Here is a 13,823-nt window from a genome sequence, read left to right as displayed (position 1 = left end):
AAAATAGTAAAGATAAGAAATGGAGGAGAATCAAAATGGAATCACATTTGGTTAGAATCATCAATCGCTTAGAAGCAATGACAAAAGATGGTGGTAACTTGAAACGTAACTTTGAACGCGAAGGAGTTGTTGTCGCAGAGGTTGCTTTTAACCACGACGAAGAAAACGGACCACTTTTCACACTCCGTGACGTTGAAGCTCGTGAGACTTATACATTTGATAGCATCGACCTTATTGCGATGGAAATTTACGAACTTTTATACTAATCGTTAAATAAAGGCAGAGAATACTTCTGCTTTGACCAAGAAAATCCTTTTTGTACGACAAATAGGATTTTTCTTTTTACCCTTAAAGGTTTGACTATAATAGACTCGCAACATCAACTTTAATACTCAATCTTTTTACTTGCTTTCCCCTTCAATCATGATATAATGAGACTAAAGAACTTTGACTATTTTTGACCTTTCGGTTTTAGTCAAGGCCAAGAAAGAAACGAGGTAGAGGTATGCTCTGTCAAAATTGTAAAATCAATGACTCAACAATCCATCTTTACACTAATCTGAATGGGCAACAAAAGCAAATTGATCTTTGCCAAAATTGCTACAAAATTATCAAAACAGATCCTAACAATAGCTTATTTAAGGGCATTACAGATCTAAACAATCGTGATTTTGATCCATTTGGAGACTTCTTTAACGATCTGAATAACTTTAGACCATCTTCTAATAATAACAACACTCCCCCTACTCAGTCAGGTGGTGGATACGGCGGTAATGGTGGCTATGGTTCCCAAAATCGTGGACCAGCTCAAACACCTCCTCCTAGCCAAGAAAAAGGACTCTTGGATGAATATGGTATCAATGTTACTGAGATTGCCCGTCGTGGGAATATCGACCCTGTAATTGGTCGTGACGAAGAAATCATCCGCGTTATTGAAATTCTCAACCGTAGAACCAAAAATAATCCTGTCCTTATTGGTGAGCCTGGTGTTGGTAAGACAGCCGTTGTCGAAGGATTGGCTCAGAAGATTGTTGACGGTGATGTTCCACAAAAACTTCAAGGGAAAGAAGTCATTCGCCTAGACGTTGTTAGCCTTGTCCAAGGTACAGGAATTCGTGGACAATTCGAAGAGCGCATGCAAAAACTCATGGAGGAAATCCGGAAACGTGAGGATATTATCCTCTTTATCGATGAAATTCATGAGATTGTCGGTGCTGGTTCTGCTGGAGAAGGAAATATGGATGCAGGAAATATCCTGAAACCAGCTCTTGCTCGTGGCGAACTCCAGTTAGTGGGTGCTACTACCCTCAATGAATACCGCATCATCGAAAAGGATGCAGCCCTTGAGCGCCGTATGCAACCTGTCAAGGTTGATGAACCAACTGTTGAAGAAACCATTATTATCCTGAAAGGGATTCAAAAGAAATACGAAGATTACCATCATGTTCACTATACTGAGGGAGCTATCGAAGCAGCTGCTACTCTCTCTAACCGCTACATTCAAGATCGTTTCTTGCCGGATAAGGCCATTGACCTTCTAGATGAAGCTGGTTCTAAAATGAACTTAACCTTAAATTTTGTGGATCCAAAGGTCATAGACCAACGTTTAATCGAAGCAGAAAATCTCAAGGCACAAGCAACCCGCGATGAAGACTTTGAAAAAGCAGCCTACTTCCGTGACCAGATTGCTAAATATAAGGAAATGCAAAAGACTAAGGTAACGGATCAAGATACCCCAATCATCAGTGAAAAGACGATTGAGCACATCATCGAACAAAAGACCAACATTCCAGTTGGCGACCTTAAAGAAAAAGAACAGTCTCAACTTATCAACCTAGCAGATGACCTCAAGGCTCATGTTATTGGTCAAGATGATGCTGTCGATAAGATTGCTAAGGCTATCCGTCGTAACCGTGTTGGGCTTGGTACTCCAAACCGTCCAATCGGTAGCTTCCTCTTTGTTGGTCCTACTGGTGTCGGTAAAACAGAACTTTCTAAACAGCTGGCCATCGAACTCTTTGGTTCTGCTGATAGCATGATTCGCTTTGATATGAGTGAATACATGGAAAAACACAGCGTGGCTAAACTCGTTGGTGCCCCTCCAGGATACGTAGGCTATGATGAAGCAGGTCAATTGACTGAAAAAGTTCGTCGTAACCCCTACTCACTGATCCTCTTGGATGAAGTTGAAAAAGCCCATCCAGATGTTATGCATATGTTCCTTCAAGTCTTGGACGATGGTCGTTTAACGGATGGGCAAGGTCGTACCGTTAGCTTTAAAGATGCCATCATTATCATGACCTCAAATGCAGGTACAGGTAAGGCAGAAGCTAGTGTTGGATTTGGTGCTGCTAGAGAAGGCCGTACCAACTCTGTTCTTGGAGAATTAGGCAACTTCTTTAGCCCAGAATTCATGAACCGTTTTGATGGCATTATCGAATTCAAGGCTCTCAGCAAGGAAAATCTCCTTCAAATCGTTGACCTCATGCTAGATGATGTGAATAAGCGACTTTCCAGCAATAATATCCATCTCGATGTCACAGAAAAGGTCAAAGAAAAACTTGTAGACCTTGGTTACGATCCAAAAATGGGAGCTCGTCCACTCCGTCGTACCATCCAAGACTATATCGAAGATGCCATTACAGACTACTACCTTGAAAATCCTAGTGAAAAAGACCTCAAGGCAGTCATGACAAGTAAAGGTAAAATCGTGATTAAGTCCAAAAATAAAACGGAAACGGTCGAGTCAAACGACTAGTTCCTCACATACAAAAGAATGTTCTTGCTTGACAGTGAGAACATTCTTTACTATTATAGAAAGAAAGCGCACTCACGAAGGAGAAATTTATGGCAAATCCAACATTTGGAGAAAAAAAAGAGGGAGTAACCTACAAAAATAGATATGGCGTTTATGCAGTCATACCTGATGCAAACCACGAAAAGATTATACTCGTACAAGCTCCAAATGGTGCATGGTTCTTACCAGGAGGTGAAATTGAAGAAGGTGAAAATCACCTTGAAGCTCTCAAACGAGAATTGATTGAAGAATTAGGATTTACAGCTGAAATCGGCACCTACTACGGGCAAGCTGATGAATATTTCTATTCCAGCCATCGTGATACCTACTACTACAATCCAGCCTATCTCTACGAAGCCACTTCTTACCAAGAAATCCAAAAACCTCTCGAAGACTTCAATCATCTAGCTTGGTTCCCAGTCGATGAAGCTATTGCTAACTTAAAGCGTGGAAGTCACAAATGGGCGATCGAAGCTTGGAAAAAACAACATCAAATTTAAACTATCTTTACCAAATTTCCCAAAAAGTGCTATAATAGACATAGAAATACAGGAGGAAACCTTATGAAGCTCATCAATACTACAAACTCACACTCGCTTCTTGTTAAAAATCAGTTAGAAAGTACTGACGCAACGCTTGTAGAAGTTTATTCTGCAGGTAATACAGATGTTATTTTTACTCAGGCACCGCTTCATTACGAAATCCTCATTTCCAATAAACACCGTGCAATCCGTGAAAAAGAAATCGAGAAAATCCAAGAATTCTTCTTAAATCGTAAAATTGATAAACAAGCTATTGATGAAGCAAATATCAAAACCCTCTATTCTGATAAATTGATTGAAATTTCAATTCCAAAAAAATAGATTCTAGCTAGACTTTAAATCTACCCCGCAAGGTTAAACTGTGTGGGGTCTTTTCATACCTACTTTTCTAATAGAAATTTTAGAAAAACTTCATTTCTTTATACTTTTTGTGAATATTTCACATTAAAATCGAAAAAAAGAAGAAAATTAGTTATAATAGTTGGAGAGATTTTATGAAGGAGTGTGAAATGAAAGAAATAGTATATAGAGAAGCCAAGCTAGATGAATACCAAAAAATTGGAAAAGTATTGGCTGGAGCCTTTATGGACTATCCTTTTATGACTCTTATCAAAGATGATTTAAAGAAACCAGAATACTACCCAGCCTTTCTAGAATTGTTGGATAGCCTTTTGACCAGACTCTACATCAAGGGAGAGACTTGTCTAGTCGCTGAACGAAACGGAGAAATCCTGGCAGTCGCCCTTTTACAACAGAAGGATTTTTCTATTCTATCTTATTTATTAAATGGGATTATCAAGCTTTTCCGTTTTATTACACCACGGAACCTCTTGAAATATCTAGATTTGGTCGAACGTTCTGAACAGCATTTAAAAAGATCAGGCAATTTTGATTGGTATTTGATGATGCTAGGAGTCAATGCTTCTAGTCAACATCAAGGTATCGGTAGTGCTTTTCTACAAGAAGGTGTCGAGCCCTATCTTAAAGCTAAGGGTTGCAAACGCTTGGGCTTGATCACCAGCACTGAGAAAAATGTGTGCTTCTATGAAAAAAACAAGTATGAATTACTGGATTCGATGATGTTGGAATATGGAGCAAAATCAATTGGAAACTGGGCTTTTGTAAAAATACTGGATAAGTAATTGTAAACTAAAAAAGATTGGTCATTATACCAATCTTTTTTGATTTTATTTAACTGCTTCTTTCAAGGCTTCTACCTTGTCTAAACGTTCCCATGGAAGATCGATATCTGTACGTCCCATATGTCCATAAGCCGCTGTTTGACGGTAGATTGGACGTTTGAGGTCAAGCATTTGGATGATTCCTGCTGGGCGAAGGTCAAAGATTTGACGCGCTGCTGCTTCTAATTTGCTTTCAGCAACTGTTCCTGTACCGAAAGTATCGATACGAACAGATACTGGATGAGCCACCCCAATCGCGTAAGCCAATTGCACTTCTGCTTTCTTAGCAAGCCCTGCTGCCACGATGTTTTTTGCAATATAGCGAGCTGCATAAGAAGCGGAACGGTCAACCTTAGTCGCATCCTTACCAGAGAAGGCACCACCACCGTGACGTGAGTAACCACCATAGGTATCTACGATAATCTTACGACCAGTCAAACCAGAGTCACCTTGAGGTCCACCGATAACAAAACGACCGGTTGGATTGATGAAGAATTTTGTCTCATCATCAAGATAAGATGCTGGAATCACTTCTTTGATAACCTTGTTAATCACATCTTCATGGATTTGTTCATTGCTAACTTCTGGATCATGTTGAGTTGAAATAACCACTGTATCCACTCGCACTGGTTGGTCATTTTCATCGTACTCAACTGTAACTTGAGATTTGGCATCTGGACGAAGATAGCTGATTTCCCCAGACTTACGAAGCTCTGCTAAACGACGAACCAACTTGTGACTGAGTGAGATTGGAAGTGGCATGAGTTCTTCAGTTTCATCCACCGCAAAACCAAACATTAAACCTTGGTCTCCAGCTCCAATCAAGTCTAGTGGATCTTGGTCTGCATTTCCACGAACTTCCAAGGCTTCATTAACCCCTTGAGCAATATCAGGAGATTGTTCTACCAAAGATGGGTGAACTCCCACCGTCTCCGCAGAAAAACCGTATTCAGTGTTGGTATAGCCAATCTCTGCAATGGTATCACGAACCACTCGGTTAATATCGACATAAGCATTTGTTGAAATTTCACCGAAAACATGTACTGAACCAGTATAAACAGCTGTTTCAGCAGCAACGTGCGCCTCTGGATCTTGCTCTAAAATAGCATCCAAGATAGCATCTGAAATTTGGTCTGCAATCTTATCCGGATGCCCCTCAGATACAGATTCAGACGTGAATAATTTACGTTCTGACATAAAAATGTCCCCCCTTAAAAAATATTCGTTATAGAGTTACAAAGAACTGGTAGGAAGAGTATTTACAATCAATCCCACCACCTTATCGGGACCATATAACCTATCTATTATAACACGAATCTTGTAAAAATACTCGTATGATTACTATTTTTCTTCATAGGAAAATGTTTTCTAATCTGAAGCAAATAAAAAACTTTTAAAGTAGTTGTGATTTCCTACTTCAAGAGAGATATTAGAATTAATTATTTTCTAGATAAAATTCAAAACGTTCCCCAACATATTGGCTTTTCACATACTCAAAAGCTGTCCCGTCATCAAAGTAGGAAACTTGAGTCAGACCTAAAATGGCATGCCCTTTTTCTACTTCCAGATAATGAGCAATTTTTTCCTTGGCTAAGCGAGCATAAATGGTCTGATGCGATTTCCCAATTCGATAACCATGTTTCTGTAAGGTTTGGAAAAAGTGTTTGGTTACTTCTTCTTTTTTGAAATTTTTGATAAATTTCTCAGGAATGGAAGCTACTTCATAAACAACTGGTAGTTGATCTGCATAACGAACACGTTCCATACGAATAATATTCTCAGTTGGCTCCACGCCTAGTTTTTCCACTTCTTCCTCTGTTGGGATTGTTCTGCGGTAAGAAATCAGGTGACTAGATGGCGTTTTACCCTGGGCCTTGACGATTTCTGTAAAACTAGTTGTTCCACGCATTTTTTCCTGAACTCGAGTACTAGACACAAAGGTCCCGCTACCGACGCGACGCTCCAAAACCCCCTCTTCGACTAGGAGAGAAATAGCCTGACGTAAGGTCATGCGACTAACCTCAAATTCCTCAGCTAGATCTCGCTCGCTAGGAAGCCTCTCTCCAATCTTCCAATGTCCATCATCGATGTCTTTTTTGATTTGGTCATGGATTTTCATATAAGCTGGTAACATGCTTGCTCACTTCTTTTCTTTATTTTTTCCATTGTACCGTATCTCATATGTAAAAGTCAAACATCACTTGTTTAGTTGGTAATTACGATTCATTTATGATAGAATATTCAAGAAGATATTTCTTTTAAGAAAGGGAAAAGATGACCAACATTTCAACTGATTTGCAAGATGTCGAAAAGATCATCGTACTGGACTACGGAAGCCAGTATAACCAACTTATCTCCCGTCGAATTCGCGAGATTGGTGTCTTTTCAGAACTAAAAAGTCACAAGATTTCGGCTGACGAAGTCCGTGCTATCAATCCTATCGGGATTGTACTTTCAGGTGGTCCAAACTCTGTTTACGAAGAAGGATCGTTTGATATTGATCCAGAAATTTTCGAACTGGGAATTCCAATTTTAGGAATCTGCTATGGTATGCAGCTTTTGACTCACAAGCTTGGTGGTAAGGTTGTTCCTGCAGGCGATGCTGGTAACCGTGAATACGGTCAATCAACATTGACTCACACAGAATCTGCTCTTTTTGCTGGAACTCCAGAAGAACAACTTGTCTTGATGAGCCACGGAGATGCTGTTACAGAAATTCCTGCTGATTTCATTCGTACTGGTACATCAGCTGACTGTCCTTATGCATCAATCGAAAATCCAGACAAGAAAATCTATGGTATCCAATTCCATCCAGAGGTTCGTCATTCAGTTCACGGCTATGATATCCTTCGTAACTTTGCCTTAAATATCTGTGGTGCCAAAGGTGACTGGACTATGGATAACTTTATCGAGATGCAAATCAAACAAATCCGTGAAAAGGTTGGAGACAAACGTGTTCTCCTTGGTCTTTCAGGTGGTGTTGACTCTTCTGTTGTTGGGGTTCTTCTCCAAAAAGCCATCGGCGATCAATTGATCTGTATCTTTGTAGACCACGGTCTTCTCCGTAAAGGGGAAGCTGACCAAGTTATGGATATGCTTGGTGGTAAGTTTGGTTTGAACATTGTCAAAGCAGACGCTGCCAAACGTTTCTTGGATAAATTGGCAGGTGTTTCTGATCCTGAACAAAAACGTAAGATTATCGGTAACGAGTTTGTCTATGTCTTTGATGATGAAGCAAGCAAACTGAAAGATGTGAAATTCCTTGCCCAAGGAACTCTTTATACAGACGTTATCGAGTCAGGTACTGATACTGCTCAAACCATCAAGTCTCACCACAACGTTGGTGGACTTCCAGAAGACATGCAGTTTGAACTCATCGAGCCACTTAACACTCTTTACAAAGATGAAGTTCGTGCCCTCGGTACTGAGCTTGGTATGCCAGATAATATCGTATGGCGCCAACCATTCCCAGGTCCAGGTCTTGCCATCCGTGTCATGGGTGAAATCACTGAAGAAAAACTTGAAACAGTTCGTGAATCAGATGCTATCCTTCGTGAAGAAATCGCTAAAGCAGGTCTTGACCGCGACATCTGGCAATACTTCACTGTTAACACTGGCGTTCGTTCAGTAGGTGTTATGGGAGATGGTCGTACTTATGACTACACTATCGCTATCCGCGCTATCACTTCTATCGATGGAATGACAGCTGACTTTGCGAAGATTCCATGGGAAGTACTCCAAAAAATCTCAGTTCGTATCGTAAATGAAGTTGATCACGTCAACCGCATCGTCTATGATATCACAAGTAAACCACCTGCAACTGTAGAGTGGGAATAGAATTAATGAACTTAAAAAAGCCTAGAAATATTGATTTCTAGGACTTTTTATTTTATTTAGACAACAATTTAACTACAAAAGTCTTAAATACTTTATCAAAAAAACAGTAAAACCAACTGGTTCTACTGTTCTAATTTTAAAAGGTTTGACGCTTGGCCTTACGTTCTGCACGCCCGCGAGCACGACTTTCTGCTCGCTTAGCTTTGCGACGTTTTTCATCTACTGCCCATTTAATTTTTTTCTTATAGCCTGGTTTAACTTTTTTCTTTTTCTTTTTAACCAAGCCAATCATTTCGATGTCCAGTTTTTCCTGTTTCTTCTCACGATTAGCACGGCGATCTCGATCATAGGTATCTTGGAATTCTCCATCTTTGACGACTTTCGGAGTAAACTTGATCCCCAATTTCTCCAATTCGCGAATATCTGAGTCATCACTAGGCTGGTAGAGGGTAATGGCTGTACCTGGCAAACCATTACGTCCAGTTCGTCCAACACGGTGGACAAAGAAAGACAAGTCCTGTGGGATAGCATCATTGATAACATGGCTGACACCTTCGATGTCAATCCCACGCGCAGCCAGGTCAGTCGCAACGATGTACTCAAAATCAAGGTTCTTTACCTGATTCATGATCCGTTTACGTTCACGAGGCGCAATATCTCCATGAATCTTCGCTACCTTTAGACCTTGCGCAGTTAAGTAAGAATATAATTCATCTGCACGTGTTTTTGTATTGACAAAAATCATAGCAAGATAAGGTTGCATCAATTGAGTCAATTCATAAATCTGAGCATTCTTGTCACGCCCCTTGGTCGAAATCAACCAGTTATCAATGGTATCAGAGATAACGGTTTTGGTCTTGATTTTCTCCATGACAGGATTTGACAAATATTTCTTCAAGAATGGTTGCAGTTTTTGTGGGATAGTCGCTGAAAAGACCATAAACTGCAAGTCCTTAGGAAGACTTCCTGCAATCTTATCAACTGTCTCCAAAAATCCCATATCCAAGGTCATATCTGCTTCATCGACAACAAAAATCTTAGCCTTGTGGATAGCCAAATCACCTGATTTTACCAAGTCATAGATACGACCTGGAGTTCCGATAACGATATGGGGCTGATTGCTGGCAAGTTTTTCAATCTGACGGGTCTTGTCTGTTCCACCAACATAGTTGGCAACACGAATTTCTACTTCAGAATGTTCCGCAATCTGGCGAGCTGCCTGGTAAATCTGAGTCGCCAACTCACGACTAGGAGCTGTGATAACGGCTTGTACACTATCACTTTCTTCATCTAGCTGTTGGAAAATCGGCAACAAGAAGGTATGGGTCTTTCCTGAACCTGTTTTTGATTCACCGACCAAGTCACGACCTGCCAAGACAATAGGAATCAACTTTTCTTGCACTTCGGTAGGCGCCGTAAACTTCAACTCTTCCAAAGCTTTTTCTATATATTTCTTAAATTTAAATTGTGTAAATGACATAATTTCCTCGATTCTATCTATCTTCTCATTATACCATAATTTAGTTTATTACAGGGAGGGATTTCCGTCAAGGGTAATCGCTTGAAAATTCCAAGGACAAGCATACAAGAGAAACACTCCTAGTTGCGATGAACAAGGAGTGTTATTAGATTACTTGAGTTCCCACTGCTCTCTTAGCCAATCACAAAACTGATGATAGCGTTCGTTAAGAGCTTCATGATGCCCATAAGCATCAAATGTAGAATATGTTGAGGGAACTGCTTCTGAAATCAGGTTATGTAGTTCCCTTGCAAACATCGGAGCCTTAGACAGGCGATTGGAATGATTGGCACCTTCTATCTGACCATTTTGCAGATAAATAAGACTTTGACTCTGTATCAGGTCATGTTCCCGACAAAATTCTGTAAAGTCTGGATACCAGAAAGAACCACAGACAGAAAAGATACAGGTCGCAGGAAGATGGCTACTATAGAGTCCATAAACAGCAGCAAGACCACCCAGTGAATAGCCACCATAAGCAATTCGACTTTCATCTATCAAGTAGTCTTTTTTTAGAGTTGTTAGAATTCCTTGAAAGAGCTTCTCATGATAGGCTTCTACCTTCCCACCAAAATCCGGAGCCCCTTCTTTTAAAGCACTAGCTTTCCAAGGTGTAAAGTCATTCAGACGGCTTTCAGGAATCAAACCCGCCAAAATCACAGATTGGGACAGGTCTGACAAATAGTCCAGTTCCCCATCGTTTAGAAGTACAATTGGGTAGGCTTGTTTAGAGTCATAGTTTGAAGGAAGGCTGACCCTAACCTGAATTCCTTCCCAGTTAAACTCCTTATTTCTTGATAAAGTCATTGATTTTTTCAAGTGAATCAATCACTGCAGGACCGTAGTCCATCAATTCATCGTAAGAGATGGTCATGATTTTTTGATTCTTGATTGCTGGGACATTTTCCAAAACAGTGTTTGCCTTCATCAAATCCACTGCTTTTTCATCCAACTTTTGATTACGATCGCTAGTTACATAGATAATCAACTCTGGATCCATTGATACTAGATTTTCCAAGGTCAAACCAGATGTTCCTGTTGCAACATTGGTATAACCAAGTTGGTTAAGCAAGCTTTCTTGAAGGGCTGACTTGTAGGCACCAAAGGTTTCGTCATTGTAGGCAACCATAATTAAAGCTTTTTTCTTTTCACCCTGTGTTTCTGGGTTGACTTTTTTAACCGCATCGATTTTAGCTTGCAATTGCTCTGCGTATTGGTTGACCTTGTCTTGAACATTGAAAATAGTACCAAGATTTTTCACGTCTTCTACGATATTTCCCAAATCCTGTTGAACATTTGAAAGTGAAGCTTTTTGCGTATAAACAGGGATTTTATTTCCATTCCAAGCACTAATCGTTCCCATTGACTTTTCAGAGAACATCATGTTGCGCCCCATCAAGGCATCAGGTTCATAAGAAAGAACCGTTTCTTGTGAGACTGATTTCTTATCCCCAATATGAGGGATGGCTTCAATGGCATCCTTGTATTTACCAGTTACAGCATTATCAGGATTGAGCATGCCGGCAATTTTATCTTTCAAACCAAGTTCAAGTAGAATTTCAGTTGTTGAAAGGTTGTTGGTGATGACCTTCTCAGGGGCCTTTTCAAAGACTTGCTCGACTTCGTTTCCTTTGGCATCGTATGTTTTTATAGTTACAGGATAGCTTGTTTCTGTAGCAGATTTTTGACTAGCTTCTGTTGTAGCTGGTGCAGTTGCTGTTTCTTTAGATGTGTTGCTACAAGCCGCCAAAGATAAGGTAGCTACTGTTACGAGCAAAATACTGAGTGATTTTTTCATGTCAATTTCCTTTAAATCTTATAAATAGTGAATCATGGCTTGCTGGTCTTCCGTCCAAGTAACCTTACTTTGGACACCATAGACAAACTGCAAAGACTCAGGAGTGATGGTCTCTTTTGGAGTACCTTGGTAAACTATCTCTCCCTCTTTCATCAGATAGAGATAGTCTGAATAGCGACAAGCCAGCTGAATATCATGCAAGACGGCTAACACATTGATCTGGAGATTTTTGACAATGGTCAACAAGTCCAGCTGGTATTTGATATCTAGATGATTGGTTGGTTCGTCTAAGAGCAAGAGTGAAGGTTCTTGAGCTAAGGCGCGTGCTAACAAAACTCGCTGTCTCTCTCCTCCTGATAGAGAAGAGTAAAGGCGATTTCTCTTTTCGAACATATCTACCTTGGCTAGAGCATCCTCAACCAAGGCAAAGTCTTTTTCTTTTTCCTTTTGTAAGAAAGAGAGATGGGGTGTTCTGCCCAGCATAACGATTTCTTCAACCGTACAATCAAATTGGAGTTGATTGAACTGGGTGATGACTGCCATCTGTTTTGCCGTTTCCTTAACGCTCATTTGTTCCAAGGGTTTCCCATCAAGGGAAATCAGGCCCTGATCAGGCTTTTCCTGTCGATAGAGGAGTTTCAACAAACTAGTCTTCCCACTTCCATTGGGTCCCAAAATCGTATGAAATTGGTTGCCCTCCAGTTTGAGCGACACTCCTTTGAGAATCTTTTTTTCTCCGATTCCAAAGTAGATATCTTGGCACATTAAATCCATATCAGACCTTCACCTCCCTTCGTCTACTTCCAACCATATAAATAAAGAAAGGTGCACCTACTAAGGCTGTGAAGATTCCAATCGGCAGCTCAGCATTTTGGATTAAAACACGGGCAAGAACATCTGCCCAGACAACAAAGAGAGCACCAAGCAAAGTAGCAATCGGAAAAAGTCTTCTGTAGTTTGTACCAACCAAGCTTCTTGCCAAATGAGGTGTAATCAGGCCGACAAAACCAATAATCCCACAGGTCGATACTAATACTGCCGTCATCACAGCTACAATAGCCACATAGAGATACCAGTAAAAACGTAGGGGAATTCCCAAGGTCAAGGCTGCCTCATCACCCATCATCATGGCATTAAAAACACGATATTGGGTCGAGAAAAACAAAAAGGCTACTCCCACAACTACTGTTGGCAGGGTTAAGTGAGCCCAGGAGCTTCCTGCTAGAGAACCCATGGTCCAGAACTTGATAGTCATGACACTATCAGCATTGGCACCGATTGAGATAATAAAGTTTGAAAAAGCCAAAAAGAGTGCATTGACCACCGTCCCTGATAAGATCAGGCTTGAAGTTGTCATCCTGCCTTGCATGGAAGCAATCAGAAGGACTGCAACTGTTGCCAAAAGTGCTCCAAGGAATGAACCAAGACCAATCATGACTTTAAAACCAAGAATGATACTCAAAGTCGCGCCAAAAGTTGCTCCGGCAGAAATTCCTAACACATAAGGTTCAGCAATGGGGTTATTGACTGTTGACTGCATCACGCTTCCACACATAGAAAGACCCGCGCCAACTATCAAACCTAGAAAGACCCGTGGCAATCTCATATTCCAGACAATCGCAAGTGTCGACTTCGAAAGGTCTCCTATATCAAACGGAGCTCCCATCTTACTTAATATAATCCGATAGGTATCGCTCAAACTAATTTGAACAGACCCCATCGAAACAGCTAGAAATAGAGAGACTCCCAATGCTACAAGCAAAAAAGCTAGCAGAAAAAAATATCGCAGGTTTTGATGGCTTCCAGAAAATTTGGAAAGCATGAAACCCTCCCTTTATCAAAGATTAAAAATTTAGACAATTTTCATAATTAGTATACCACATTTCTAAAGCAGGGACAAGACTAGAAAAATATAGAAAAAAGCCCTCTGAAGTCAGAGAGCTGATTTGAGCTCGGGCTAAAATCCTAGTGAAAAAGATGAAACTCCTTGTGTTCATCGAACACTGTGTCGTTTCCCTATTTTCATACGGATTTTTGGCGCCCTTAGCATCATGATTCTTGCTGGATAAAACGTTTATAGACTAGGCGGCAAGCCGAAGATCGAACAAGAATTTTAGTGAAACAAAAAATCTCCCCAAAGGGAGATGAT

At 40.5% G+C, this 13,823-nt stretch carries 13 protein-coding genes; 6 read left to right on the top strand and 7 right to left on the bottom strand.

Going from position 1 to position 13,823, the window contains the following annotated elements:
• Window positions 1-35 precede the first annotated feature (35 nt).
• The 5 genes from ACTO1Y_RS00770 to ACTO1Y_RS00750 all read left to right on the top strand — a co-directional run bounded on the left by ACTO1Y_RS00770 (window position 36) and on the right by ACTO1Y_RS00750 (window position 4,481).
• Window positions 36-266 carry a DUF1797 family protein gene (locus ACTO1Y_RS00770; RefSeq protein ID WP_004253825.1) on the top strand — a complete coding sequence of 77 codons (231 nt, stop codon included), beginning with the start codon at window positions 36-38 and terminating at the stop codon, window positions 264-266.
• Between the two features lie 239 nt (window positions 267-505).
• Window positions 506-2,758: an AAA family ATPase gene (locus ACTO1Y_RS00765; protein ID WP_441347999.1), complete on the top strand. Its 2,253-nt coding sequence runs from the start codon at window positions 506-508 to the stop codon at window positions 2,756-2,758.
• A gap of 89 nt (window positions 2,759-2,847) precedes the next feature.
• Entirely contained in the window at window positions 2,848-3,297 is a 450-nt protein-coding gene (locus ACTO1Y_RS00760; protein ID WP_254726964.1) for an NUDIX hydrolase, read from the top strand.
• Between the two features lie 63 nt (window positions 3,298-3,360).
• Complete coding sequence (locus tag ACTO1Y_RS00755; protein ID WP_254726961.1) at window positions 3,361-3,660, top strand: DUF1827 family protein; 300 nt, start codon at window positions 3,361-3,363, stop codon at window positions 3,658-3,660.
• 188 nt (window positions 3,661-3,848) lie between these two features.
• A complete protein-coding gene (locus tag ACTO1Y_RS00750) occupies window positions 3,849-4,481 on the top strand; it encodes a GNAT family N-acetyltransferase (protein ID WP_441347998.1) in 633 nt (210 codons plus the stop codon).
• A 45-nt stretch (window positions 4,482-4,526) separates the two neighbouring features.
• Here ACTO1Y_RS00750 and metK read toward each other — a convergent pair whose 3' ends face one another.
• On the bottom strand, window positions 4,527-5,717 hold the full coding sequence (gene metK / locus ACTO1Y_RS00745) for a methionine adenosyltransferase (RefSeq protein ID WP_006149959.1): 1,191 nt from the start codon (window positions 5,715-5,717) through the stop codon (window positions 4,527-4,529).
• A gap of 238 nt (window positions 5,718-5,955) precedes the next feature.
• Complete coding sequence (locus ACTO1Y_RS00740; RefSeq protein ID WP_303943734.1) at window positions 5,956-6,654, bottom strand: GntR family transcriptional regulator; 699 nt, start codon at window positions 6,652-6,654, stop codon at window positions 5,956-5,958.
• A 140-nt stretch (window positions 6,655-6,794) separates the two neighbouring features.
• Here ACTO1Y_RS00740 and guaA point away from each other — a divergent pair, with 140 nt between their 5' ends.
• Entirely contained in the window at window positions 6,795-8,357 is a 1,563-nt protein-coding gene (guaA, locus tag ACTO1Y_RS00735; protein WP_254726948.1) for a glutamine-hydrolyzing GMP synthase, read from the top strand.
• Window positions 8,358-8,493: 136 nt separating this feature from the next.
• Here the strand turns inward: guaA and ACTO1Y_RS00730 are convergent, their stop codons facing one another.
• From ACTO1Y_RS00730 to ACTO1Y_RS00710, 5 genes are all read right to left on the bottom strand, one after another.
• Window positions 8,494-9,837 (bottom strand): DEAD/DEAH box helicase, encoded by a 1,344-nt coding sequence (locus ACTO1Y_RS00730; protein ID WP_441347997.1) that lies wholly within the window; start codon window positions 9,835-9,837, stop codon window positions 8,494-8,496.
• 150 nt (window positions 9,838-9,987) lie between these two features.
• Complete coding sequence (locus ACTO1Y_RS00725; protein WP_441347996.1) at window positions 9,988-10,683, bottom strand: alpha/beta hydrolase-fold protein; 696 nt, start codon at window positions 10,681-10,683, stop codon at window positions 9,988-9,990.
• Window positions 10,664-11,674, bottom strand: coding sequence for an ABC transporter substrate-binding protein (locus ACTO1Y_RS00720; protein ID WP_441347995.1), 1,011 nt, complete (start codon window positions 11,672-11,674; stop codon window positions 10,664-10,666). Before ACTO1Y_RS00720 ends, ACTO1Y_RS00725 begins: the two co-directional genes overlap by 20 nt.
• An 18-nt stretch (window positions 11,675-11,692) precedes the next feature.
• Window positions 11,693-12,448 carry an ABC transporter ATP-binding protein gene (locus ACTO1Y_RS00715; RefSeq protein WP_441347994.1) on the bottom strand — a complete coding sequence of 252 codons (756 nt, stop codon included), beginning with the start codon at window positions 12,446-12,448 and terminating at the stop codon, window positions 11,693-11,695.
• 1 nt (window position 12,449) lies between these two features.
• The gene (locus ACTO1Y_RS00710) at window positions 12,450-13,496 is read right to left on the bottom strand and encodes a FecCD family ABC transporter permease (RefSeq protein ID WP_441347993.1); all 1,047 of its coding nucleotides are present in this window, start codon (window positions 13,494-13,496) and stop codon (window positions 12,450-12,452) included.
• Window positions 13,497-13,823 lie beyond the last annotated feature (327 nt).

Origin of the sequence: Streptococcus sp. V728, from assembly GCF_052077995.1 — a bacterium.
GTDB lineage: Bacteria > Bacillota > Bacilli > Lactobacillales > Streptococcaceae > Streptococcus > Streptococcus infantis_B.
This window is presented reverse-complemented; position numbering and strand designations above follow the sequence as displayed.

Coding starts and splice junctions, on each gene's coding strand:
- ACTO1Y_RS00770 (WP_004253825.1), top strand. CDS start 36: ATGGAATCACATTTGGTTAGAATCATCAATCGCTTAGAAGCAATGACA.
- ACTO1Y_RS00765 (WP_441347999.1), top strand. CDS start 506: ATGCTCTGTCAAAATTGTAAAATCAATGACTCAACAATCCATCTTTAC.
- ACTO1Y_RS00760 (WP_254726964.1), top strand. CDS start 2,848: ATGGCAAATCCAACATTTGGAGAAAAAAAAGAGGGAGTAACCTACAAA.
- ACTO1Y_RS00755 (WP_254726961.1), top strand. CDS start 3,361: ATGAAGCTCATCAATACTACAAACTCACACTCGCTTCTTGTTAAAAAT.
- ACTO1Y_RS00750 (WP_441347998.1), top strand. CDS start 3,849: ATGAAAGAAATAGTATATAGAGAAGCCAAGCTAGATGAATACCAAAAA.
- metK (WP_006149959.1), bottom strand. CDS start 5,717: ATGTCAGAACGTAAATTATTCACGTCTGAATCTGTATCTGAGGGGCAT.
- ACTO1Y_RS00740 (WP_303943734.1), bottom strand. CDS start 6,654: ATGTTACCAGCTTATATGAAAATCCATGACCAAATCAAAAAAGACATC.
- guaA (WP_254726948.1), top strand. CDS start 6,795: ATGACCAACATTTCAACTGATTTGCAAGATGTCGAAAAGATCATCGTA.
- ACTO1Y_RS00730 (WP_441347997.1), bottom strand. CDS start 9,837: ATGTCATTTACACAATTTAAATTTAAGAAATATATAGAAAAAGCTTTG.
- ACTO1Y_RS00725 (WP_441347996.1), bottom strand. CDS start 10,683: ATGACTTTATCAAGAAATAAGGAGTTTAACTGGGAAGGAATTCAGGTT.
- ACTO1Y_RS00720 (WP_441347995.1), bottom strand. CDS start 11,674: ATGAAAAAATCACTCAGTATTTTGCTCGTAACAGTAGCTACCTTATCT.
- ACTO1Y_RS00715 (WP_441347994.1), bottom strand. CDS start 12,448: ATGGATTTAATGTGCCAAGATATCTACTTTGGAATCGGAGAAAAAAAG.
- ACTO1Y_RS00710 (WP_441347993.1), bottom strand. CDS start 13,496: ATGCTTTCCAAATTTTCTGGAAGCCATCAAAACCTGCGATATTTTTTT.